The 21483-nt window shown below is 63.9% G+C and carries 19 protein-coding genes and 1 pseudogene; 11 read left to right on the forward strand and 9 right to left on the reverse strand.

What is annotated here, in order from left to right; genetic code table 11:
- The first annotated feature begins 5 nt into the window (after positions 1-5).
- Together ACLBXN_RS14170 and ACLBXN_RS14175 are read left to right on the forward strand one after the other, a co-directional pair.
- Complete coding sequence (locus tag ACLBXN_RS14170) at positions 6-1385, forward strand: c-type cytochrome (protein WP_447612536.1); 1380 nt, start codon at positions 6-8, stop codon at positions 1383-1385.
- 369 nt (positions 1386-1754) lie between these two features.
- Positions 1755-2210 (forward strand): Lrp/AsnC family transcriptional regulator, encoded by a 456-nt coding sequence (locus tag ACLBXN_RS14175; RefSeq protein ID WP_003054244.1) that lies wholly within the window; start codon positions 1755-1757, stop codon positions 2208-2210.
- Between the two features lie 194 nt (positions 2211-2404).
- On the opposite strand, the gene phnE is transcribed toward ACLBXN_RS14175, so the two are convergent.
- From phnE to ACLBXN_RS14190, 3 genes are all read right to left on the reverse strand, one after another.
- Positions 2405-3979 (reverse strand): phosphonate ABC transporter, permease protein PhnE, encoded by a 1575-nt coding sequence (gene phnE, locus ACLBXN_RS14180; protein ID WP_447612537.1) that lies wholly within the window; start codon positions 3977-3979, stop codon positions 2405-2407.
- Positions 3970-4812 (reverse strand): phosphonate ABC transporter ATP-binding protein, encoded by an 843-nt coding sequence (locus ACLBXN_RS14185; protein WP_447612538.1) that lies wholly within the window; start codon positions 4810-4812, stop codon positions 3970-3972. The genes phnE and ACLBXN_RS14185 overlap by 10 nt, the downstream gene beginning before the upstream one ends.
- 74 nt (positions 4813-4886) lie before the next feature.
- Positions 4887-5768, reverse strand: coding sequence for a putative selenate ABC transporter substrate-binding protein (locus ACLBXN_RS14190; protein WP_447612539.1), 882 nt, complete (start codon positions 5766-5768; stop codon positions 4887-4889).
- Between the two features lie 1037 nt (positions 5769-6805).
- Here ACLBXN_RS14190 and ACLBXN_RS14195 point away from each other — a divergent pair.
- Positions 6806-7282 (forward strand): annotated as a pseudogene (locus tag ACLBXN_RS14195) (RNA ligase family protein); the annotation flags it as partial.
- Between the two features lie 126 nt (positions 7283-7408).
- Here the strand turns inward: ACLBXN_RS14195 and ACLBXN_RS14200 are convergent.
- The 5 genes from ACLBXN_RS14200 to ACLBXN_RS14220 all read right to left on the reverse strand — a co-directional run bounded on the left by ACLBXN_RS14200 (position 7409) and on the right by ACLBXN_RS14220 (position 11764).
- On the reverse strand, positions 7409-8647 hold the full coding sequence (locus ACLBXN_RS14200; protein WP_447612540.1) for a cyanate transporter: 1239 nt from the start codon (positions 8645-8647) through the stop codon (positions 7409-7411).
- Between the two features lie 90 nt (positions 8648-8737).
- Complete coding sequence (locus ACLBXN_RS14205; protein WP_447612704.1) at positions 8738-9178, reverse strand: nucleoside deaminase; 441 nt, start codon at positions 9176-9178, stop codon at positions 8738-8740.
- 176 nt (positions 9179-9354) lie between these two features.
- Positions 9355-10356, reverse strand: a complete 1002-nt coding sequence (locus ACLBXN_RS14210) for an alpha/beta hydrolase fold domain-containing protein (RefSeq protein ID WP_447612541.1) — start codon at positions 10354-10356, stop codon at positions 9355-9357.
- Entirely contained in the window at positions 10353-11309 is a 957-nt protein-coding gene (locus tag ACLBXN_RS14215; RefSeq protein ID WP_447612542.1) for a class I SAM-dependent methyltransferase, read from the reverse strand. The genes ACLBXN_RS14210 and ACLBXN_RS14215 overlap by 4 nt, the downstream gene beginning before the upstream one ends.
- 149 nt (positions 11310-11458) lie before the next feature.
- Positions 11459-11764: a hypothetical protein gene (locus ACLBXN_RS14220; protein ID WP_043003708.1), complete on the reverse strand. Its 306-nt coding sequence runs from the start codon at positions 11762-11764 to the stop codon at positions 11459-11461.
- Positions 11765-11880: 116 nt separating this feature from the next.
- On the opposite strand from ACLBXN_RS14220, the gene ACLBXN_RS14225 reads away from it, so the two are divergent.
- From ACLBXN_RS14225 to ACLBXN_RS14245, 5 genes are all read left to right on the forward strand, one after another.
- A complete protein-coding gene (locus ACLBXN_RS14225) occupies positions 11881-12597 on the forward strand; it encodes a methylated-DNA--[protein]-cysteine S-methyltransferase (protein WP_447612543.1) in 717 nt (238 codons plus the stop codon).
- A gap of 218 nt (positions 12598-12815) precedes the next feature.
- On the forward strand, positions 12816-13607 hold the full coding sequence (locus ACLBXN_RS14230) for an SDR family oxidoreductase (protein ID WP_343677712.1): 792 nt from the start codon (positions 12816-12818) through the stop codon (positions 13605-13607).
- 121 nt (positions 13608-13728) lie between these two features.
- Positions 13729-14151, forward strand: a complete 423-nt coding sequence (locus ACLBXN_RS14235) for a hotdog fold thioesterase (RefSeq protein ID WP_167002410.1) — start codon at positions 13729-13731, stop codon at positions 14149-14151.
- Between the two features lie 135 nt (positions 14152-14286).
- The gene (locus ACLBXN_RS14240) at positions 14287-15303 is read left to right on the forward strand and encodes an NADP-dependent oxidoreductase (RefSeq protein ID WP_447612544.1); all 1017 of its coding nucleotides are present in this window, start codon (positions 14287-14289) and stop codon (positions 15301-15303) included.
- A gap of 186 nt (positions 15304-15489) precedes the next feature.
- A complete protein-coding gene (locus ACLBXN_RS14245) occupies positions 15490-16395 on the forward strand; it encodes an SDR family oxidoreductase (RefSeq protein ID WP_447612545.1) in 906 nt (301 codons plus the stop codon).
- 46 nt (positions 16396-16441) lie between these two features.
- Here the strand turns inward: ACLBXN_RS14245 and ACLBXN_RS14250 are convergent, their stop codons facing one another.
- Entirely contained in the window at positions 16442-16927 is a 486-nt protein-coding gene (locus ACLBXN_RS14250; RefSeq protein WP_447612546.1) for an Lcl C-terminal domain-containing protein, read from the reverse strand.
- A gap of 338 nt (positions 16928-17265) precedes the next feature.
- Between ACLBXN_RS14250 and ACLBXN_RS14255 the strand changes: the two genes are divergently transcribed.
- The 3 genes from ACLBXN_RS14255 (at position 17266) to ACLBXN_RS14265 (ending at position 21473) form a co-directional block, all read left to right on the forward strand.
- Positions 17266-18465 (forward strand): multidrug effflux MFS transporter, encoded by a 1200-nt coding sequence (locus ACLBXN_RS14255; protein WP_447612547.1) that lies wholly within the window; start codon positions 17266-17268, stop codon positions 18463-18465.
- The gene (locus ACLBXN_RS14260) at positions 18458-19885 is read left to right on the forward strand and encodes an MFS transporter (RefSeq protein ID WP_043003701.1); all 1428 of its coding nucleotides are present in this window, start codon (positions 18458-18460) and stop codon (positions 19883-19885) included. The genes ACLBXN_RS14255 and ACLBXN_RS14260 overlap by 8 nt, the downstream gene beginning before the upstream one ends.
- A gap of 289 nt (positions 19886-20174) precedes the next feature.
- A complete protein-coding gene (locus ACLBXN_RS14265) occupies positions 20175-21473 on the forward strand; it encodes an efflux RND transporter periplasmic adaptor subunit (RefSeq protein ID WP_447612548.1) in 1299 nt (432 codons plus the stop codon).
- Positions 21474-21483: the final 10 nt, after the last annotated feature.

Genomic DNA, 21483 nt, shown 5'->3' on the forward strand with positions numbered 1-21483 from the left:
AAGACATGAAGAAAATCCTCAGCATTCTGATTGCGCTGATCGTTCTGGGCGTTCTGGCGGCGCTGGCGCTGATCTACCTGCCATTCAAGCCGACACCGGCGAATGAGGCGCTGGCCGCCGACTGGAAGGCAGACGCCGGTCGTGGCGAATATGTCATGCGCGCCAGTGACTGCATGGCCTGTCACACCGCCAAGGGTGGCGAGCCCATGGCCGGCGGTCGCGGCATTGAAAGCCCCATGGGCACCATCTGGTCCTCCAACATCACGCCGGACAAGGAAACCGGCATCGGCAGCTGGACTCTGGACCAGTTCCGTGCCGCGATGGTGGACGGTATCGGTGGTCACGGCCAGCAGCTGTACCCGGCCATGCCCTACGAGAACTATCGCTTCATGAAGGAAAGCGATATCCGCGCGCTGTTCGACTACCTCCAGACCGAGGTCAAGCCCGTCAGGAACGAGGTGCAGGCCACTAGCCTGAGCTTTCCGTTCAATATGCGCTTCGGCATCCGTGCCTGGAACTGGCTGGCGCTGTCGGGTGAAGCCGACTTCAAGCCCATGGCCGGTGACGACCAGCAGATTCGCGGTCAGTATCTGGTCGAAGGCGCCGGTCACTGCGCAGCCTGCCACAGCCCTCGCACTGCCTTCATGGCGCAGAACGGCACACGCCTGTCCGACTCCAGCTTCCTGACCGGCGGCATGGTGGACGACTGGTCTGCTCCTGCACTGCGTGGCAAGGACTCGCGTGTTCAGCAATGGACGACCGAGCAGGTGGCCGCCTATCTGGCAACCGGCCGTAATGCTCATGCGGTGGCCAACGGAGAAATGGCGCTGGTGGTCGAGCACTCCATGCAGTACATGACCGATGCCGATCTGAACGCCATGGCCAAGTTCCTCAAGACCATGGACGGCCAGGCCGCAGATGCTGCCCCTGAAAAAGTGGCTACGCCAGGCCCTCGCAGCACTGCGGTTGCCAAAGCGGATGGAGCCGGCGAGGCCACGGCCAAACTGCTGAAATCCGCGTCTCCCGACATGCCTTTGGGTGCTCGCCTGTATCTCGACAACTGCGCAGCCTGCCACTTTGTCAGCGGCAAGGGCGCTCCCGAGATCTTCCCCGAGCTGCAAGGCAATGCCATGGTGCTGGGCAAGGATGCCAGCCCGCTGGTGTCGGTGATTCTGAAGGGCGCTTCCTCGCCCGCTACGGATCGCCGTCCCATGCATCTGGTGATGCAGGGCTATGCCGACCGCCTTACCGACGGTGAAGTGGCCGCACTGGCCAGCTTCGTGCGCAAAGGCTGGGGCAACCAGGCTTCGGATGTGAGCGAAAGCCAGGTCAGCAAGGTGCGCCAGCATGTGCAAGCCGATGCTGCTCCACAGCGAGCCCAGTAAATAGCACGCGTATCCGCCAGGTGCTTTGCGCGCCAGGCAGATTCCCGAAACCCAGCCCGATGGAAATCCGGCTGGGTTTTTTATGCTGCAGCTACTGGCCCGGACGATGGAGCCCTCCAAAAATCAACAGGCCGCACCACTGTGCTTAAGTGATGCGGCCTGTTGCGTAGGCGTGTTGCGGATCAACCAACCGGATGCTGACGGTAAACGGCGCGGCATGTTGAATGGTTTTGCTGCGTCGGTAGACGTGCTTCCATGGACTCAAGTGTGCATGTTGCAGCGCAGAAAATGTTGCTTCAAATTCTGCGAATACAGCGTTGCTGCAGAAAAATTTTCTGTATTTAAGTTTTTAACGGTAAATTCAGGAATATGGACACCTTGGATAAAAAGATTCTTGCTGCCTTGCAGGCTAATGCGCGCGCCAGCCTGCAGGACATTGGTGCTGCAGTGGGCCTGAGTGCATCGCCATGCTGGGCCCGCATCAAGAAGATGGAGGAGGCCGGAGTGATCGAGGGCTATACCGTACGTCTGAACCCGCAGGCGCTGGGACTGGCCGATTCGGTTCTGGTCATGGTCACGCTGGACAGCCATTCAGACAACACGCTGGAAAAGTTCGGCGAGGTGCTGGCCACCATTCCCGAAGTCGTGGAAGCGCATCTGGTCTCGGGCGAGTACGACTATCTGCTGCGTATCGTCGTCAAGGACACGCGTGACTACGAGCGCCTGCTGCGTGAGAAGCTCTACAAGATCAAGGGCATACGCCATAGCCAGTCCAGCTTTGTGTTGCGTACGCTTAAAAAAGCCGACCTGCCTCTGGGCGTGTGAAGCGGCACTGCTCTTCGCGGTGTGATCAGTCGCGGCGCGGAGCTGGTGTGACTGAAGTCATTCAGACTTCGGTGCTCATCGAGCCTGGATGCAGGCCGGGCCGCTGCCAGCGCTGGCCCTTCGGGGGCGGCTGCGCGTCGGATTGATGGAGGAGCTGATGAAGCTGACGCGAAGCCGAGGCACCCGCAGCTGTATCAACGCATGGAGCGGCGCAAGGCAGCGCTGCTCCAGTCCACGGCGATGCTCAGCAAGAGCATGGCCATGATCACGGTGCTGGCCTGGGCATAGTGGAACAGCGAAAGCTCGAAGTACAGCAACTGGCCCAGCCCGCCTGCTCCCACAAAGCCCAGAATCGCCGCCATGCGGATATTCATCTCCCAGCGGTACAGCGTGTAAGCCAGCAGTTGCGGCGCAGCGCCAGGAAGGGTGCCATAGCAAAATGCCAGCAGGCGATTGCTGCCGCTGAGCCTGAGCGCAGTTGCGGGAGCCACCGGAGCATTCTGCAAGGCCTCGGCAAACAGGCGACCCAGCACGCCGGTGGTATGCAGGGCCAGGGCCAGGGCTCCGGCGAATGGGCCCAGGCCCACGGCCAGCGCGGTGATCGTGGCCCAGACCAGCTCGGGCACGGAGCGCAGCACATTGAGCACCACATTCCATGGTGCGCGCCAGCGCGGCAGGGCCAGCAGCAGGCCCGCGATCGCGGCCAGCAAGGTGCCGACGATGGAGATGGCCAGGGTCTCCCAGATGCCTTGGAGCACCTTGAGCAGCCAGGGCTGGCTCAGATCGGGCGGGAAAAAGCCGCGTACAAAGTCGCCCATGCTGGCGGCTGCATCTGTCGTGAACAGTGCCGAGAAATCAATATCCAGAAGCCGCAGGCTGGCCCATAGCGCCGCACAGGCAGTCAGCACAAATGTGCCGGTTCGCCAGCCGAAGGGCAGTGCGCGCGCAGCAGGCACGGCGTCGAGTGCGCGACGCAGCCACCAGGAAAGCAGATCGGCCGCCGCCACCAGCAGCATGAAGGCCAGCAGAATGCTGGCGGCTTCGCCGCCGTTGAGCATCTTCATGGCCTGGTCCATGAGCTGGCCCAGGCCTCCCGCACCGACAAAGCCCATGACCACCGAGGCACGGATCGCGCATTCCCAGCGGTAGACGGTGTAGGAAGTCAGCTCTTTGGCCGCCTGCGGCAGCAGGCCGTAGAGCAGGGCCTGAATACGGCCGGCGCCGCTGGCACGCAGGGCGCGGGCCGGAGCAGGGTTGGTAGATTCGAGAATTTCGGCATAGACCTTGGCCAGCATGCCACCATAGGTCAGGCCCAGGGCCAGCACACCGGCTGCGGGGCCCAGGCCGAAGACGCGCACAAACACCAGAGCCCAGACCAGTTCGGGAATGCCGCGCAGGATGGTGAGCACGCTGCGGGCGATGGGGTTGAGCGTGACCCTCTCGCGCGCAGCGCCCGTGGACAGATAGGCCATGGGTACGGCAATCACGAAGGCCAGCGCCATGCCGGCCGTGGCGATGGCCAGGGTCTCCAGCGTGGCCTGACCCAGGTAGGCCAGGAACTCCCCACTGGTTTCGGGCGGCAGAAACTGCGCGAGAAAGCCGCCGATGACCTTGAGATTGTCGGCATCGAAAAGCGGCTTGAGCGAAAAGCCCGAGGTCTGCAGCATGGGCCAGAGCACGATCAGGGCCAGGATCAGGCCGCTCAGGCGGCCACGAGCGGAGGGGTCGCGGCGCGATGGCCGGGCGGGCTCGGCCATTTCTAGCGACATGCGTTCACCTGGATGGGAGCGGGCGCGGTGCTGGCGAGATCGCGCTGAGCCAGGCGGTTGTGCAGCGTGGGCAGATCGGCCGGGCTGCCATCGGCATGGGCGTAGAGCGCTTGCAACTGGGCTTCGCTGACTTGCGCGGCAGGCAGGTCAAAGGCCAGGCGGCCATTGCGTACGCCGACGATGCGGGCAAAGTTGGCCAGAGCCAGATCGACGGCATGCAGACTGGCCACCAGCGTGGCCTTGCGCGCGGCAGCTTCCTGCACCAGCAATTGCACCGTGGCCTGCGAGAGCGCAGGGTCCAGGGCGGAGACCGGCTCGTCGGCCAGAATCAGCTCGGCTTGCTGGTAAAGCACGCGGGCAATGCCCACGCGCTGCAACTGGCCGCCGGAGAGCTGGTCGCAGCGTGCAAACAGCTTGTCCTCAAGCTGCACGCGGGTCAGGGCCTCGCGCGCGCCCGCAATGTCCTGCGGATAGGCCAGCGATGCCAGCGCCTTCCACAGCGGCCACTGGCCCAGCTTGCCGGCCAGCACGGCCGTGACCACACGTTGACGCAGCGGAATGGGGGCGGCCTGATGCACGGTGCCGATGCAGCTGCGCAAAGCCTTGAGTTCGCGGGCGGCGGATTGCGCAGACGCGGTCCGGCCCAGCACCTGCATGCGACCTGCCGTGGGCAGGTAGGCTGTGCCTATGGTGCTGAGCAGCGAAGTCTTGCCGGCGCCCGAGGGGCCGATGAGCGCAATGCTCTCGCCCTGGATGGCGGACAAGGAGATATGGGACAGGGCGGTAAAGCCGTTGCTGTGGGTCAGGCCCACATCGTCCAGCATGAAGCTCATGAGACGAATACTCTGAAAACAATAGCTGCCAACGCTTGGTGCATAAGCGTTGGCAGTCAAAAAAACTGAACTTCTTACTTCAGCAGACCGGCGGACTTGGCGGCGGCTTCAATGCCGTCGTAGTTCTTGGTGTCGGTGGCGATGAACTTGGAGGCGCGCTGCAGGTCCATGATGGCCTTGTGCTCTGGCTTGCTGGGGTCCAGTGCCAGGAAGGCGGCGGTCAGCTTCTTGACGATGGCCGGGTCCAGGTCGCCGCGCACCGTCCAGTTGTAGTCAAAGTAGGTGGGCGTCGTGGCGAACACGCGCACCTTGCTGGTGTCCACCTTCTTGGATTCGACCAGCTTGTCCCACACCGAAGTGTTGAGCACGCCGGCCTCGGCCTTGCCTGCGGCAACAAAGGCCACGGTGGCGTCATGCGCGCCCGAGTAGGCCACTGTCTTGAAGTCTTTTTCGGGGTTCAGGCCGTCCTGCTGCAGGAAGAAGCGCGGCATCAGGCTGCCCGAAGTGGAGGAGGGGGCGCCGAAGGCAAAGGCCTTGCCCTTGAGGTCGGCCAGCGTCTTGATGGCGGGGTCGGCCGTGATGAACTTGCTGGTGAAGACCGCATCCTCGGCCCGCTGCACGATGGGGATGGCCGTGCCGTTGGTGCGGATCTTGGCTTGCACATAGGTGAAACCGCCCAGCCAGGCCAGATCCAGCTTGCGGGTGGCCAGGGACTCGACCACAGCCGCGTAGTCGGATACGGGGGTGAACACCACTTTCATGCCGGTGGCCTGCGAGAGGTATTCGCCCAGGGGCTTGAACTTGCGCTGCAGCTCGGTCGGTGCCTCGTCGGGAATGGCCGAGACGCGCAGCACGGCGGGGGTGTCTGCATGCGCTGCGGACAGCAAGGAGGAGGAAGCGAGAGCTGCCACGGCCAAGCCGCGCAGCGCCTGGCGGCGAGCGAAAGAGTGCTTCATTAAGTGCTCCGTTCAAAAAGCCACCGCCGTCCGGATACACGGCGGTTTAGTAGGTCACAAGCGCTTGGCTTGCGGCGAATGGAAACCCATAGGCGGTACACCGACCGCTGGCGCTTATTGTTACGTAATTGAGAAACCCTCGGCGCAGTCTTTGCTTGATTTGAATAGCAAAAAGCCCCGTGGGGACGGGGCTTGGCACGAAAGCGACTGCTTGTCTGCAGGTTCAAATATTGCAGATGCAGCAGGTAGACGGCCGTGGCTGCGCTGCCCTCGTTGTCTACCATCAGCAAGGGCTTGCCGCTCGATTGATAGCTACCGATCTTCTCAAGCAGGAGCGCGGCAGGCGTTTGCCCGGGTTCGGGAACTGGTGCCGGGACCTTGGGAGCCGGAGCCAGCGCTGGGTGTCTGTTTCGTGTTGTCGTCCTCACCACCGCAGGCGGCCAGGGCGGCGGCTGCAATCATGCAAATCAGAAGAGGTTGGCGCAAGCCCTGTGCAGATGTCATTGAGAACTTGGCAGATGAAGAAGAAAAACTTCGATGTCTCACCAGCCTGCATCTCATCTCTGTGAAACCGATTCGTGGTCTTTGTGCCACAGGTCCTGCAAACCGCTTGGCAGTTGCTATGCCAAGCCAATAAACTCGCCAGCCTTTACCCCACTTGCGTTATCCGCTCTCATTTTCGAGGTGCATCATGTCTTGCCAGATTCGTTTGCGCTAAACGACTTCGCCACACGCTGATTTTTCAGGTGTGCGCTGCGGTATGGACATATCGGTCCCCTGAGGTGCCTGGCCCAGGTGGCCTGCCGCCCCGAAGGGGCAGTTTCTTCATCATGGGCAAGCCCTTGCCCGGCGTTCCCGACCTGGCTCGCGCCCCGGTCCTGCGCTCTTCCACTCTCTGAATCCCGGTCAGCCCTTTGCTCGGCGGCCAGGTGTTTTTGTCTTCGCCCGATGGTGGCGGCAAGTGCCGCTTTCGTTGTCCTTGGTTTGTCTGCCACGTCTTTTGGCGCGTGGCTTATTCCCTTTTTGGAAAGCACAACATGACTACTACCCATTTATTCAATCTGGAGATTCTCAAATATCCGCGCACGCCGTATCTGCGCGGCTCGCGGCTGCAGGTCGGCGATCAGGCCGATGCCGTGTCCTATGAAGCCCTGGCCGGCCGGCATATCGTGGTTGAGGAAAAGCTCGATGGCGCCAATGCGGCGCTGAGCTTCGGCGCCGACGGCAGCTTGCTGCTGCAGTCGCGCGGCCACTATCTGCAAGCCGATCAGATGGGCGGGCGCGAGCGCCAGTTCAATGCCTACAAGCAATGGGCCAGAGCCCATGAAGGCGCGCTGATGGCGCTGCTGGACGAGCGCTATGTGATGTATGGCGAGTGGCTGTACGCCAAGCATTCGCTGTACTACGACGCGTTGCCGCACTGGTTTTGCGAGTTCGACGTCTGGGACCGCGTGGCGCAGCAGTTTCTGGACACGCCGCAGCGCCATGCGCTGCTGGCCGGTGTGAGCATGTTGCACAGATGGGAGGTGCCCTTGCCGACCGAGGCGCATGGGCTGCAACTGCTGGTCAACGAGTAGCTCAAGCCAAAACAAAAAGGGCCTGGAAATTTCCAGGCCCTTTTTTGTCGCGAGATGGCGGATTCATGTCCGCTGCATGGCTTGCGGGTAGCCCTTGGGGTTGAAGCGTGTCACCAGCAGGCAGACCAGCGCTGCCACACCGGCCTGATAGAGCCAGCCCGTCATCCAGTTGCCGCTGATCTGGTGCAACTGTGCCATGACCAGAGGGGCCAGCGCTGCAAGGATGAAGCCGCCGCCCTGCATCAGCGAGTTGAGGGCGCCGGCTTGTGTGGGAGAGGGCAGATGGTCCAGCGCCACCAGCATGAAGAGCGAGAAGCAGCCGCCCAGACCCAGCCCCAGCACGATGGCATTGAGCGTGGGCATGGCATCGGGCCAGAGCCCGAGGCCGGCAAAGCCGATGATCTGCAGCAGCAAGGCCAGCATGAGCCAGCAGCGACGATCCAGGCTGCGGCGCGCGAGCGCAGGCATGGCCAGCGCCGATGCGGCTTGTGCAATCGACAAGATGGCCAGCAGCGAGCCGCTTTGCGTGGCCGTCCAGCCATGGGTTTGATAGAACGGAGCGAGCCAGGCAACTGTGGAGCCATAACCGCCGTTCATCAGGCCAAAGCTGATCAGCAGCAGCCAGGTGCGGCCACGGCGCAGCAGCCAGCCGGTGTCGCTGTCACTGTTGGCTTGTACCAGGGGCGCGGAGGGCACAGGGGTGGCGGACTCGCGCATCAGAGTCAGCGCATGCCAGGCCAGCGGCAATGCCAGCAACACGGGAATGGCCCAGATGGCCAGCGAAGCCTGCCAGCTCAGGCCCAGCTGCATGGCCACGGGCGAGAGCTGGGCACTGAGTGCGCCGCCGCCCATGAGCGCCGCCGAATACAGGCCCATCATGGGCGCCACGTTGTGGGGAGACTGGCGCTTGATGAGCCCCGGCAGAATGCTTTGTGCCAGCGCCACGCCGGCGCCGCACAAGCCGGCCGTGGCGATCAGCAGCGTACCGGTGGCGGCACCCGCAGGCGTCAGGCGCAGGGCGCAGCCCAGGGCAATCAGCAGCAGCGAGGCGCAAATGCTGGCGCGCGCGCCCCAGCGTTGCAAAGCCGTGGGAGCAAGCCAGCCACCAATGCCCATCAGCGCCATGGGCAGCAGCGTGAGCCAGGAGAAGCTGCGCAAATCCATGCCCGTGGCCTGCTGTATGGTCGGTGCCAAGGGGCCGGGTGCCGTCAGAAAGGGACGCAGATTGATGGTGACCAGTATCACCACCAGCAGCCAGAGCAGCGGCGGCACGCGATGCGTTCGGGAAGATGTCGATGTCATAAAGCGCTGAGGCTGCCGGCGGTGCAGTGCATCGGTGCGGTCGCCTTGGGCAGCCCGGTTTGTTGTTGTGGTTTTTTGGGGCCAGGAGGGTCAGGCAGTTGGCCAGGCCTCATCTCCATAGAGCTGGGCCGCGCGGATGCCGGTGTCGATGCGGGTGATGGGCAGCGGCGGTGGCGTCAGCGACAGGCGCAGGCGCTGGTAGGTACCCTCGCTGGACAGGCTATAGGGCGCGGCGTCTTGGTTGTCGAAGGCGAAGAACACCTGTTCGGCGCCATTCATGACCAGGGCCGCCAGGCACATGGGGCAGGGGTGGCCGCTGGCATAGATGGACAGGCCCGCCAGGCTGGGGTTGGCGCGCAGCTGCGTGCCCGCGCGTATGGCCTGCATTTCGGCATGGGTGCTGGGGTCGTGGCTGGCAATGATCTCGTTGACGCCGGTGGCAACGACTTCATTTCCCCGGGCGAGCACGGCGCCGAACGGGCGGCCGCCCTGAAGGCGGTTGGCATGGGCCAGGTCCACGGCCAGGCGCATCAGTTGTCGTGGGGTGGCGGAAGTTGGACTCATGGCGATGAAAGCTGTGGCGGCAGGCGCCGGATGCCTGATGCATCAGCGCCGCAACTGTGGTGTTTGAAGGGGGCGGGGCGGCGCCCGGCGCCTTGCAGCGTACACCTGCAGGGCCATGCCGCTACCCGTCTGGAAAGCAAAGCTTATTTGCTCAGAGGGCGTTGGCGGCCCAATAGTTCCGCCCAGGCCGAGCAGGCGAGCTCCACCTGCTGGCGTGCCGCCGGGCTGGCAGCCAGCATGCGTGCAAAGCCGTGGACCATGGCCGGGGCGCGCAAAAGCTGCAGCGGTGCGCCCAGTGCCTGGGCCTCATGGGCAAAGGCCTCGGCCTCGTCGCGCAGAATATCGTGGCTGGCCGTCATCAAAAGCGTGGGCGGCAAATGGACAATGGCTGCGCTGCTGCAGCCCGGCGTCAGCCATTGTGCGGCCTGGCCCTCGGGCCGGCCCAGTTCCTGCCAGTAGCGCTGCATGGCGGCGGGCGTGAGCCCGAAGCCTGTGGCAAAGCGGCGCATGCTGTCATTGTCCTGATCGGGCTGCAGCGGCGGGTAGAGCAGGAGCAGGCCAGCAATGTGGGCCGCATTGGTGGGTTGCTGAATCTGGCGCACTGCCGCTGCCAGTGCCAGATGGGCGCCAGCGCTATCACCACCGAGCAGGACCTTATCGGCCGCAAAAGGCAGCAGCCCGCGCATATCGCTCAGCCACTGCAGCACGGCCATCACATCGTCCAGCGGCGCGGGAAAGCGGCTCTCTGGCGTGCGGCGGTAATGCACGGACAGCACGGTATGGCCGGTAAATTGGGCCAGATGCTCGCACAGGTCGTCATGGGTGTTGAGATCGCCCACCATCCAGCCGCCGCCGTGCAGCCAGACCAGCGTCCGGCCGCTGCCCGCACCTTGCTTGCGATAGCTGCGCAGGCAGATTTCGCGGCCCTCGGCGGCCAGGAAATGTTCGGCCCTGGAGATGCCGGGCAGGGCCGAGCGAATCAATCCGGCTTGCAGCTCGCTGAGCAGGCGCCGACGCTCCACATAGTCAAGCTGCGGGGTCGGCGTGTCCGTATCGAGCTGGGCAAAGCGCTGCAAGATGCGTCCCAGTGCCGGATCTATGGGCTGCGGAGGCAGGTCCTGGCGGTCGTCTGTAGCGTCGTTCATGGCTGCTGGGCCTCAGTCAGCGCCGGCGCGCGATAGACCATGACCTTGAGGCTGCGTTCCTCGTCCACATCGGCAAAAACCGGTGGGTTGGCCAGGCGCTCGACGAACTGCAACTCGGGTGCGATTTCCGCCATCTGCCTGCACAGGAAGTCCGTCCCCAGCTCGGGTGCGTTCAGGCACAGCAGGACCTGGCCGCCCGGCACCAACAGATCGGGCAGGCGGCGCATCAGGCGCGCATAGTCCTTTGTGGCGATGAAGCTTCCCTTCTGGTAGCTGGGCGGGTCCACGACGATCAGGTCGTACGGACCGCTGCGGTTGATTTTGCCCCAGCTGCTGAAAATATCGTGGGCGGCAAAGCTGGCGCCGGCCTTGACGCCGTTGAGCTGATGGTTGTGCTGACCCGTGGCCAGAGCGCCCTTGCTCATGTCCATATTGAGAACCTGGCCCGCGCCGGCCAGCTTGGCCACGACCGAGAACGCGCAGGTATAGGCAAACAGATTGAGCACCTTCATGCGCGCGGGCCGCTCATGGGCCAGCACCTGCCGGCGCACCCAGTCGCGGCCGGCGGCCATGTCGAGGAACAGGCCGTGGTTCTGCCCACGCGAGATATGGACCAGATATTTGGCGCCGTTCTCGGTCACCACATGCGGCTCGGGCAGCTCGCCGGCCATGACGCGGGTTTCGACCTTGCTGCCGCTCTCACGGCTCTGAAAGGCCCAGGTCAGAGCCTGGCCTGCAGGGGCAATCTGCTGCCAGCGCTGCTCCAGCGCCTGACCGATCTGGCTCAGCTGGGCTTCCTCCATGGGCGCAAAGCTGGTCAGCACGATCACGGGGGCAAAGGCATCCAGTGAGATCTGCTCGCAGCCCGGATAGCGCCCGCCGCGGCCGTGAAAGATGCGCTGGGCATCAGTAGGAAAAGGCATCTGGGCAATGGCGGCTAGCAGGGCTTGCATGGGGAGAAAACAGTCACACGGTCAAACAAGCCGCCAGTGTAGGCATTGCAGCGAGCTCCGGTTGCCAGGGCGGCACATGCCCCTTGCAATGGTTGGCGGCCCGGGCAGCCGCAAATGGCCCTGGGGCTCGCGCGGGCGTGGCCGTTCACTCAGTGGTAGATGCGCCGCACATCGAAGAAACAGCTTTCGGTGCCGCCAATGCCTTGCAGGCCGGCTTCGGCAGCAGCACGGGCGGCTTTCATCCAGCGCTGGAAGGTGAGCTTGGCGTCGTCGGTGATTTCCTCGGGCGGGGTGTCTTCCAGGCCTTGCACCAGAGAAAGTGCTTCGCCGACCTGCTCTTCCCCGCCAAGCTGGCGTGCCAGTACGCGGGCATAGCGTGCCTCGGCTTGATGACGTTTGTCCTCGGGCAGCTCGGGGTAGTCGCAAAGAGAGACGGTGAAATGGGCTTCTTGCATGTCCGTATATCCACAGTGTTTTGACTGTTTAAATATACAGTAATTAACTGTTTTTGTATCCAGTTCCTGGAAAATTTTTGCGGCAGACCGGGGACTGCGTTTTGTAGACTGTGGCCATGAATCACGCTGCTTCGCTGCCATTTCCCGGCCATGCCCTGTTTGTCACGCGGATCGGTGTCTGTGGACTGGCCTGGAATGCCGCTGCCGTCTGCGCCGTGCAACTGCCCGAGGCCAGCTGGGGCGAGACCCGGGAGCGCATGCTGCTGGGCCTGACCAAACGCCATGCGCTGCAGCCGCAGCGCGGGCCGGCGGTCTATGGCGCCGTAACCTCCATCTCCGCGGTTCCGGGTTTTGCCCTGCAAGCCATGGCCGGGGTGCAGCGTCTGCTGGCAGGCGTGAACTCGCAGAGCGAGCAGGGCTGGGCGCAGCCCGGCGTGGAGGCTTTGGCTTTCGGCGTGCTGGGCGATATGCGCCAGGCCTTCACGCAAGAAGCGGGCGACGGTCTGCCCGATCTGCAGCAGATCGCGCTTGATGAATTTGCCGTGCCTGCATTTCACAGCCGGGTCTATGCTTTCACGCGCGCCCTGGAGCCGGGCCGAACCAGCACCTATGGCGAGGTGGCGGCGGCACTGGGCGAGGCCGGTGCGGCGCGCGCCGTGGGCCAGGCGCTGGGAGCCAATCCGTTTGCGCCGATTGTTCCCTGTCACCGCGTGCTGGCGGCAGGGCGGGCACCGGGCGGCTTTTCGGGCGGTCAGGGTGCTTTGACCAAGCTGCGCATGCTGGAGATCGAAGGCGGGGCCTGGGGCGGCACACAGTCGCTGTTTGCCGATTGATGCCGATTGAGGGCACTGGATGCGCTTCGCCTGGCGGCTGCCGGCAGACCCTGCAAGCCGCGCCGGCGCGGTCTCTGCCACCTGCGGGACAGCGCCGACACGCAGGTGACAACACAGCGTCTGAGGCGCCCGCACAATTCATGCAGCTTTTGACGGGCAGGCCTTGCAAGGCACTGCGAACCCGGTTTGAACCTTGAAAACAAACAGGAGACATGAGAATGACACGTACGGTGCAGCAACTTTTCGATCTCTCGGGCAAGACGGCCTTGGTGACCGGTGGCTCGCGTGGCCTGGGTCTGCAGATGGCGCATGCGCTGGGCGAGGCCGGTGCGAAGATTCTGCTGAGCTCGCGCAAGGCCAAGGATCTGGAAGAGGCCGCAGCCGAGCTCAAGGCCGCGGGCATAGAGGCTGACTGGATTGCCGCCGACTGCTCGGACGAGGCCGATATCACCCGTCTGGCCAAGGAGGCCGTGCAGCGCCTCGGCCATGTGGACATCCTGATCAACAACGCCGGAGCCAGCTGGGGCGCGCCGGCCGAGGACCACCCGACGGCGGCCTGGGACAAGGTGATGAACCTGAATGTGCGCGGCTATTTTCTGCTGAGCCAGCAGATCGCCCGCCTGTCCATGCTGGAGCGCAGGAGCGGTCGCATCATCAATCTGGCGTCGATCGCCGGCCTGGGCGGCAATCCCACGGGCATGAAGACCATTGCCTACAACACCTCCAAAGGCGCGGTCATCAATTTCACGCGCGCGCTGGCTGGCGAGTGGGGCGAGCACGGCATTACGGTCAACGCCATCTGCCCGGGCTTTTTCAAGACCAAGATGGCGGCCGTGCTGATCGAGACGCTGGGTGAGGACGAAATGCGTTCCCATGCCCCGCTGCGCCGCCTGGGCGACGACGAGGATCTCAAGGGACTGACGCTGCTCTATGCCAGCGATGCCGGCAAGCACATCACCGGCCAGTGGATGGCGGTGGATGGCGGCGTGAGCGCCCTGGTCGGAGGCTGAAGCCCGGCCTGGCCGTGTTTTTGTCACGCGCCGGAGTTCGGGCCGGTCCGGCGTGTTTATATTCACGACTTGGCTGTCGCAGCGCGGTGCGCGGCGCTTCATTCTCCTGAAAGGTTTTGCGGTGTTGTCATTTGGTCCAGAAATTCCCTTTGTGCATGAACTCGGTTTCGTCCTGATCAAGGCCGAAAACGGCGAATCCGAACTGCGCTACACACCGCGGCCCGAGCACCTGAATTCCTTCGGCGTCACGCATGGCGGCGCATCGATGACCTTGCTCGATGTGACCATGGCCGTGGCCGCGCGCAGCGTGGATTTCGAGCAGGGTGTTGTCACCATCGAGATGAAGAGTTCCTTCATGCAGGCCGCCAAGGGGCCGCTGGTGGGTCAGGGCAAGCTGCTGCATCGCACCGGAAGCATGGCTTTCACCGAAGGCCGTATCTACGACGCGCAAGGACGCCTGTGCGTGCAGGCCACAGGCACTTTCAAGTACATGCAGCGCAGGCCCGCAGCCGAAGGCGGACTGAAAGCCCTGCCTACGGATTGAGTACAGATAGGCTGCTCTGTTTTTATGAGCGGCTACCGCCTTTCATATGGTTGTTTTGTATGTTATTGGCTGTAAGTGTGAGGTATATCAAGCGCTTTCAGCTATGAAAATTGAGTTTCAAACAGGAGACGAAACATGACGGTCAATCAGCAGATCCTTCTGGACAACCGCCCGCAGGGCGAGGCGGTAGAGAGCAATTTCAAGCTGGTGCAGTCGCCGCTGCCCGCGGTGGGCGAGGGTCAGGTGCTGGTGCGCCACCACTATCTGAGCCTGGACCCTTACATGCGCGGTCGCATGAACGACTCCAAGAGCTATGCCCAGCCCCAGCCGCTGGGCGAGGTCATGCAGGGCGGCACGGTAGGCGAGATTGTCGAGAGCCGCCACCCCAAGTTCAAGGCCGGCGACAAGGTGGTCGGCATGGGCGGCTGGCAGGAGTACTCGCTGCTCGACCCCAGCGTGCCCGGCGCGCTGCGCAAGGTCGACACCACCCATGTGCCGCTGTCCTACTATCTGGGCGCCGTGGGCATGCCGGGCGTCACTGCCTGGTATGGCCTGGTCAAGATCATCAACCCCAAGGCCGGTGAAACCATGGTCGTCAGCGCTGCGACCGGTGCCGTGGGCAGCGCCTTTGTGGCGCTGGCCAAGGCGCGCGGCTGCCGCGTGGTGGGCATTGCGGGCGGTGCCGAGAAATGCCGTTACGCCGTGCATGAGCTGGGCTTTGATGCCTGCATCGATTACCGCGAGCACCCCGATGCCAAGACCATGGCCAAGGCCCTGAAGGATGCCTGCCCCAACGGCATCGATGGCTATTTCGAGAACGTGGGCGGCTATATCTTCGATGCCGTGCTGCTGCGCACCAATGCCTTTGCGCGTGTGGCCCTGTGCGGAATGATTGCAGGCTATGACGGCCAGCCCCTGCCGCTGGCCAACCCGGCGCTGCTGCTGGTCAACCGCATCAAGCTCGAAGGCTTTATCGTCAGCGAGCACATGGAAGTCTGGGGCGAGGCCCTGACCGAGCTGGGCGGCCTGGTGGCAGCCGGCAAGCTCAAGCCGCGCGAGACGATTTCCCAAGGTCTGGCCTCGGCGCCCGGCGCGTTTCTGGGTCTGCTCAAGGGCAAGAACTTCGGCAAGCAGCTGGTGAAGCTGCTCTAACCCCCTGAGGCGCTTTGCGCCTTCCCCCTTTCTCTACGCGCTGCGCGCTATGGAAGGGGGACGACAGCCTCGCTCCGGGGCGGCGCGGCCGGCATAGGCCCTTGCTTGCTGTCCCTTGGTTGTGCCGCGCCGGTTTCGAGTGTGGAAGCGCATTTGAGCTGCGTCCAAATAAATACGGAGACAAGAATGATCACGAATTTCGCGGGAAAGACGGCGGTTCTGACGGGTGCGGGCTCGGGCTTCGGGCTGGAGTGCGCGCGCATTGGAGCCGCCAGAGGCATGAATCTGGTGCTGGTCGATGTGCAGCAGGAGGCGCTGGACAAGGCCGAGGCCGAGCTCAAGGCCGCAGGTGCCAAGGTGCTGGCACGCAAGGTCGATGTGTCGGATGCGGCGCAGATGGAACGACTGGCTGCCGAGGTCAAGGAGACCTTTGGCGCTCCGCACTTCGTCTTCAACAACGCGGGCGTCGGTGCCGGCGGCCTGGTTTGGGAAAACACGGTGGCCGACTGGCAATGGGTGCTGGGCGTCAATGTCTGGGGCGTGATCCATGGCGTGCGCCTGTTCACGCCCATGATGCTGGAGGCCGCCAAGGCCGATCCGGCCTTCGAAGGCCATATCGTCAACACCGCCAGCATGGCCGGTCTGCTGGCGCCGCCGAACATGGGTATCTACAACGTCAGTAAGCATGCGGTGGTGTCGCTGACCGAGACTCTGTACCAGGACCTGGCCCTGGTCTCGGATCAGGTCAGCGCCAGTCTGCTCTGTCCCTTCTTTGTGCCCACGGGCATAGGTCACAGCGAGCGCAACCGTCCCCAGGGCCTGGAGGCGCAGCCTTTGACGGCCAGCCAGAAGATAGGTCAGGCCATGACCGACAAGGCTGTGGGCTCGGGCAAGGTCACGGCGACCGAGGTGGCGCAGAAGGTGTTCGATGCGATTGCGTCGGGCCAGTTCTATATCTACAGCCACCCGCAGGCTCTGGGCTCGGTGCAGGTGCGTCTGGAGGATGTGGTGCAGGGCCGCAACCCGACGGATCCGTTCGCGCACAAGCCCGAACTGGGCGAGAGCCTCAAGGCGGCGCTGCGCGCAGGCTGAGCGTGAGGGATTTGAAAAAGCCTTGCCGCTGCGGCAAGGCTTTTTTTCATGGCGTGGACGAAGCCTGGGGGCCGAGCTCGGCCTCGGTGGCCGGACGCACCAGGCGCAGCAGCAGGCCATTGCCCTTGCCCATATCAGGCACGGCCTGCAGCGTCTCGGTGTTGACCGCCCAGGCCTGCTGGGCCGAGAGGCCGGAGATGCTGCTGGATTTGTCCACCTGGGCGTAGTTGTAGGTGTTCAGGCGCTGGGCATTCACGGCCGCCGTGCTCGTCCAGTGCCAGTCGCGCGGCGCATTGGGAAAGAGTTCCGGGTTCAGGCCCTGGGGCTTGCTGCTGCGGTCCAGCAGGCGCTTGAGCTCATTGACGCGCGGCAGCCGCCAGCGCAGGTTTTCGGTCTTGCTGCGTTCTGCGGCATGGGTCATGGCCTGCTTGTAGCTGAAGACCTCGGCCTGGCCGCTGCAGGTCTTGCCATTCCAGCTCATGCCCTCGGCGCAGCGGGGCCAAGCCAGCTTGGCGCGCGTGTCTATCACCATGTTCCCATCCGGTGAGGGCAGAAAAGCCGGGGCCGCTGCGGCGGGCTGCGCGCTGGCTGGCTGAGACGTCAGGCATAGCGCAGCGAGCGCAGTCAGCAGTAAAAAGGGCAGACGTGGGGAAAAACTTGCAGCAATCACGGCAATAGCAGGGAAGGGTAGTTGAGCCCATTGTGCTGGTTGTCCATGCAGTCATGGCCTGGATGACCGGGCCTAAAGCCTCGTAATTGACGGCTTAGGTGCAGGCTGTGCGAGGCTGACCGGCGTGAGCCTGCACCGCCATGCAGGAAACCGGCGCCTGCTCAGCACATAAATCAAGTTACCACGACAATTACACCCCTATGCAAGCTTCTGTTTCCCTGCGCCTGGTTCTGATTCTCGGCCTGTTGTCGGCCATAGGGCCTTTCGCCATCGATATGTATCTGCCGGCCTTGCCACAGATCGGCGCCAGCCTGGATGCCCAGGTCGGTGCCGTGCAAGCCAGCCTGACCGCGTTCTTTCTCTCCATCGGCGTGGGCCAGCTGCTTTACGGCCCGGTCTCGGACATGCTGGGCCGCAAGCCGCCGCTGTATTTTGGCCTGACGGTGTTTGCCGCCGCCAGCGTGGGATGTGCGCTGGCACCGAATATCGAAACCCTGGTGGTGTTCCGCTTTGTGCAGGGTCTGGGCGCTGCGGCCTGCATGGCCGTGCCGCGTGCCGTGGTGCGCGACCTGCATACGGGCCACGCGGCCGCGCGCATGATGTCGCTGCTGATGCTGGTCTTCAGCGTTTCGCCGATTCTGGCGCCTCTGGCCGGCAGCGGCGTGATTGCCCTGGCCGGCTGGCGTGCCGTGTTCTGGGTCGTGGCCGCCGCAGCCTTGCTGGGCCTGATCGCCACCTGGCGTGGCGTGGAGGAAACCCGCAGCGCCGAGGCGCGGCTGGACAGCAGCCTGGGCGGCGCGCTCAAGGCCTACCTGAGCTTGTTGCGTGACTGGCATTACCTGGGCCTGGTGTTCATCGGTGGCTGCGCCATGGCGGGCTTTTTTGTCTACCTGGCGGGCTCGCCATTTGTGCTCATCAACTACTACGGCCTCTCGTCCACGCAGTACAGCATGGCGTTCGCACTCAACTCCATCGCCTTCATCGGTGCGGCGCAGCTGACGGGTCGGCTGGGTCAGCGCTTTGGCCTGGTCAATGTGGTCAAGGCCGCTGCTTCTGCCTCGGGCGTGACCATGACTGCATTGCTGGTCTATTACCTGCTGGGCGGCGAGCAGTTGACGGTGCTGATCGTGCTGTACTTCATCGCCAGTGCCTTCATGGGCCTCGTGATTCCCACGACCTCGGTGCTGGCCCTGGAGGAGCATGGCGAGATTGCCGGAACCGCCTCGGCCTTGCTGGGCACGCTGCAGATGCTGAGCGGCGCGGCGGCCATGCAGATCGTGGGGCATTTTTCCAACGGCAAGCCCCTGCCCATGGTGGTGGGTATGGCGACCGGAGCCCTGGTGGGCGTGGCGCTGACCTGGATCACGCTGGGCCGTGTACACAGAGTTGCCCATGACTGAGAGCACTGCCCAGACTCCTGCCGCCTACGACGGCCTGCCTGATGGCGCACGCGGCCGCGCCATGCTGGTCATCATTCTGGGACTGACGCTGTCGGTGCTGGACAGCAGCATCGTCAATCTGGCCTTGCCCGCCATTGCGCGCGAGCTGCAGGCCAGCTCGGCGCTGACGCTGTGGGTGGTCAATGCCTATCAGCTTGCCGGCCTGGTGTTGCTGCTGCCGCTGGCGGCACTGGGCGAGCGCCTGGGTTACCGGCGCATCTATCTGCTGGGCATGACGGTGTTTGTCATTGCCTCGGTGGCGGCCACGCTGGCCAGCTCGCTGGCCACTCTGATTGCGGCGCGCGTGTTTCAAGGCATGGGTGCGGCCGGCATCATGAGCGTGAATGCAGCACTGGTGCGATTGACCTATCCGCGCGCCATGCTGGGACGCGGCATGGCCATCAATTCGCTGGTGGTGGCGACCTCGTCCATGGCCGGGCCTTCGGTGGCCGCGGCCATCCTGTCGGTCGCCAACTGGCCCTGGCTGTTTGCCATCAATGTGCCGCTGGGCCTCATCACCTTGTGGATGGGACGCAAGGCGCTGCCGGCCAACCCCGTGGTGCGCAAGGATGGCGAGCCGATAGCGGCGCTTGACGTATTGCTCAATATTCTGATGTTCACTCTGCTTTTCCTGGGCGGTGAGCAACTGGGCGTGCGCATGGGGCAGGGAGCTGCGGGCAGCTCCCTGATGCCTTCGGGCTGGTGGCTGCTGGGCGCCGGGCTGGTGGTTGGCTATGTCTATCTGCGCCGTCAGTGGCACAAGACAGCTCCGCTGTTTCCGGTCGATCTGATGCGCATTCCCGTGTTCCGCTTGTCGATGTGCGGCTCGGTCTCTGCCTTCTGCGCGCAGATGCTGTCCTATCTGGCCCTGCCATTCCTGCTGCTGGAGGCGCGGGGCCTGTCTCCCATGGAGGCCGGCATGCTTATCACGGCCTGGCCGCTGGCCACCATGCTCACGGCCCCGGTTGCGGGACGTCTGATCGGCAAGTATCCCGACGGACTGCTGGGCGGCATCGGCATGGCGATGTTTGCCTGCGGACTGTGGCTGCTGGCGGCCATGCCCATCGATGTCGCGCACTGGGATATGGTCTGGCGCATGCTGCTGGCGGGCAGCGGCTTTGCGCTCTACCAGTCACCCAACAATCACACCATCGTCACCTCGGCGCCCATGTCGCGCAGCGGTGCAGCGGGCGGCATGCTGAGTTCGGCCCGCATGACCGGGCAGACGCTGGGTGCAGTGGTACTGGCCACCATCTTTGCCATCTCGGGCGGGCATGGTGGCAATGCTGAACTGCTGGCGCTGGCCGTGGCCGGCGGTTTTGCGGCATTGGCCGGGGTTTTCAGCATGTTGCGGGTACGCCCGGGCAAGTCGCAGCATTGATTTGGCAGCAAAAGCGGCTGCCGTGCTGATATTGATGGCACAGCCGACCATCGATTGCGCAGTGCGGCGGGGGGCGGCTCTAGTCCGATATGAGGTGGAGCCTTGCTGCCAAGGCTTTCTACAGTGGTGCCACCAAGCCGATGGCGCAGCATGTCTTGCATGCCTGTGTGACAGAAGAATGGCAAGCGGGTGATTGCCGGCATGTCATTGCGCTCTTGGCTGCTTTACATTTTATTAATATTGTCGGCGCACAATGTTGACAAGTTCCTTAGTTCAAACCGTTCCACGTATGAAGATTGACCAGCCCGCTTCGCCGAGACCGCGCCGAGAGGCGCATTTTTCTTGCCTGCCCGGTGCAGGCCGGCAGGGTCGTCGCCAGCAGCGCTGGACGCTGGCTGTGGGCGCCATGCTGATCGCTGCGGCGCTGGCGGGCTGCTCCAAGCCCGAGGCGGAGCAAAAAGGCCCGGCCAAGTCGGAACCCAAGGTCGGAGTGGTCACCTTGCAGTCTCAAAGCCAGCAGCTGGATGCCAGCCTGCCGGGGCGTACCCGGGCTTTCATGACGGCCGAAGTGCGTCCCCAGGTCTCGGGCATCATCCAGCAGCGCCTGTTCACCGAAGGCGCTCAGGTCAAGCAGGGCCAGCAGCTCTACCAGATCGATGCCGCATCGCTGAAGGCCGCCGAGGCCAGTGCCGCGGCAGCCGTGGCCAAGGCCGAAGCCAGCCAGCGCACGCTGGCGGCCACGGCGCGGCGCAATGCCGAGCTGGTCAAGATCGATGCCATCAGCAAGCAGGCCTTTGACGAAAGCCAGGCGGCGGCAGCACAGTCTGCTTCGGACGTGGCGGTGGCCAAGGCGAACCTGGAAACCGCGCGTATCAATCTCAAGTACAGCCGTATCGAGGCGCCGATCGGCGGCCGCATCGCGCTGTCTGCCGTCACGCCCGGCGCGCTGGTCACGGCCAGTCAGGCCACGGCGCTCACCACCATCGTGCAATTGGACCCGATGTATGTGGACTTCACCCAGTCCAGCTCCGATCTGATGCAGCTCAAGCGAGATCTGGAGTCCGGCCGCTACCAGAAGGTGGAAGGCAACAAGATTCCCGTGCGCATCCAGCTCGACGACGGCAGCGACTACCCGCATCAGGGCAAGCTGGCCTTTGCAGGCGTGATCGTCAACGACACGACCGGCACGCTGACCCTGCGCGCCGAGGTGCCCAATCCCGACGGCATGCTCATGCCCGGCATGTATGTGAAGGCCTTGCTGCCGACAGCCCTGGCACCCGATGCCTTGCTGGTGCCGCAGCAGTCGGTGACCCGCGATCTGACCGGACGCGCCAATGTCATGGTCGTCAAGGACGGCGATTTGGTGGAAAAGCGCGATGTGGAGTTGGACCGCGCCGTGGGAGCTTTCTGGTTGCTCAAGACGGGCCTGAAAGCCGGCGAGCGTGTGATGGTGGATGGCTTTCAGCGCATCAAGCCCGGCGACAAGGTCCAGACCGTTGAAGTGGATCTGAAGGCCAAGGCCGAGCGCAAGAGCCAGCGTGGCGAGCCGCCCGTCCAGGCCGCTGCCGATGCGCCTGCCAAGAAGTAAGCAAGGCAGG

The sequence above is a fragment of the Comamonas sp. C24C genome (assembly GCF_053345995.1).

What these genes read in the sequence shown, in the direction of transcription:
- ACLBXN_RS14170 (WP_447612536.1), top strand. Translation starts at nt 6, where the DNA reads ATGAAGAAAATCCTCAGCATTCTGATTGCGCTGATCGTTCTGGGCGTT.
- ACLBXN_RS14175 (WP_003054244.1), top strand. Translation starts at nt 1,755, where the DNA reads ATGGACACCTTGGATAAAAAGATTCTTGCTGCCTTGCAGGCTAATGCG.
- phnE (WP_447612537.1), bottom strand. Translation starts at nt 3,979, where the DNA reads ATGTCGCTAGAAATGGCCGAGCCCGCCCGGCCATCGCGCCGCGACCCC.
- ACLBXN_RS14185 (WP_447612538.1), bottom strand. Translation starts at nt 4,812, where the DNA reads ATGAGCTTCATGCTGGACGATGTGGGCCTGACCCACAGCAACGGCTTT.
- ACLBXN_RS14190 (WP_447612539.1), bottom strand. Translation starts at nt 5,768, where the DNA reads ATGAAGCACTCTTTCGCTCGCCGCCAGGCGCTGCGCGGCTTGGCCGTG.
- ACLBXN_RS14200 (WP_447612540.1), bottom strand. Translation starts at nt 8,647, where the DNA reads ATGACATCGACATCTTCCCGAACGCATCGCGTGCCGCCGCTGCTCTGG.
- ACLBXN_RS14205 (WP_447612704.1), bottom strand. Translation starts at nt 9,178, where the DNA reads ATGCGCCTGGCCGTGGACCTGGCCCATGCCAACCGCCTTCAGGGCGGC.
- ACLBXN_RS14210 (WP_447612541.1), bottom strand. Translation starts at nt 10,356, where the DNA reads ATGAACGACGCTACAGACGACCGCCAGGACCTGCCTCCGCAGCCCATA.
- ACLBXN_RS14215 (WP_447612542.1), bottom strand. Translation starts at nt 11,309, where the DNA reads ATGCAAGCCCTGCTAGCCGCCATTGCCCAGATGCCTTTTCCTACTGAT.
- ACLBXN_RS14220 (WP_043003708.1), bottom strand. Translation starts at nt 11,764, where the DNA reads ATGCAAGAAGCCCATTTCACCGTCTCTCTTTGCGACTACCCCGAGCTG.
- ACLBXN_RS14225 (WP_447612543.1), top strand. Translation starts at nt 11,881, where the DNA reads ATGAATCACGCTGCTTCGCTGCCATTTCCCGGCCATGCCCTGTTTGTC.
- ACLBXN_RS14230 (WP_343677712.1), top strand. Translation starts at nt 12,816, where the DNA reads ATGACACGTACGGTGCAGCAACTTTTCGATCTCTCGGGCAAGACGGCC.
- ACLBXN_RS14240 (WP_447612544.1), top strand. Translation starts at nt 14,287, where the DNA reads ATGACGGTCAATCAGCAGATCCTTCTGGACAACCGCCCGCAGGGCGAG.
- ACLBXN_RS14245 (WP_447612545.1), top strand. Translation starts at nt 15,490, where the DNA reads ATGATCACGAATTTCGCGGGAAAGACGGCGGTTCTGACGGGTGCGGGC.
- ACLBXN_RS14250 (WP_447612546.1), bottom strand. Translation starts at nt 16,927, where the DNA reads ATGGTGATAGACACGCGCGCCAAGCTGGCTTGGCCCCGCTGCGCCGAG.
- ACLBXN_RS14255 (WP_447612547.1), top strand. Translation starts at nt 17,266, where the DNA reads ATGCAAGCTTCTGTTTCCCTGCGCCTGGTTCTGATTCTCGGCCTGTTG.
- ACLBXN_RS14260 (WP_043003701.1), top strand. Translation starts at nt 18,458, where the DNA reads ATGACTGAGAGCACTGCCCAGACTCCTGCCGCCTACGACGGCCTGCCT.
- ACLBXN_RS14265 (WP_447612548.1), top strand. Translation starts at nt 20,175, where the DNA reads ATGAAGATTGACCAGCCCGCTTCGCCGAGACCGCGCCGAGAGGCGCAT.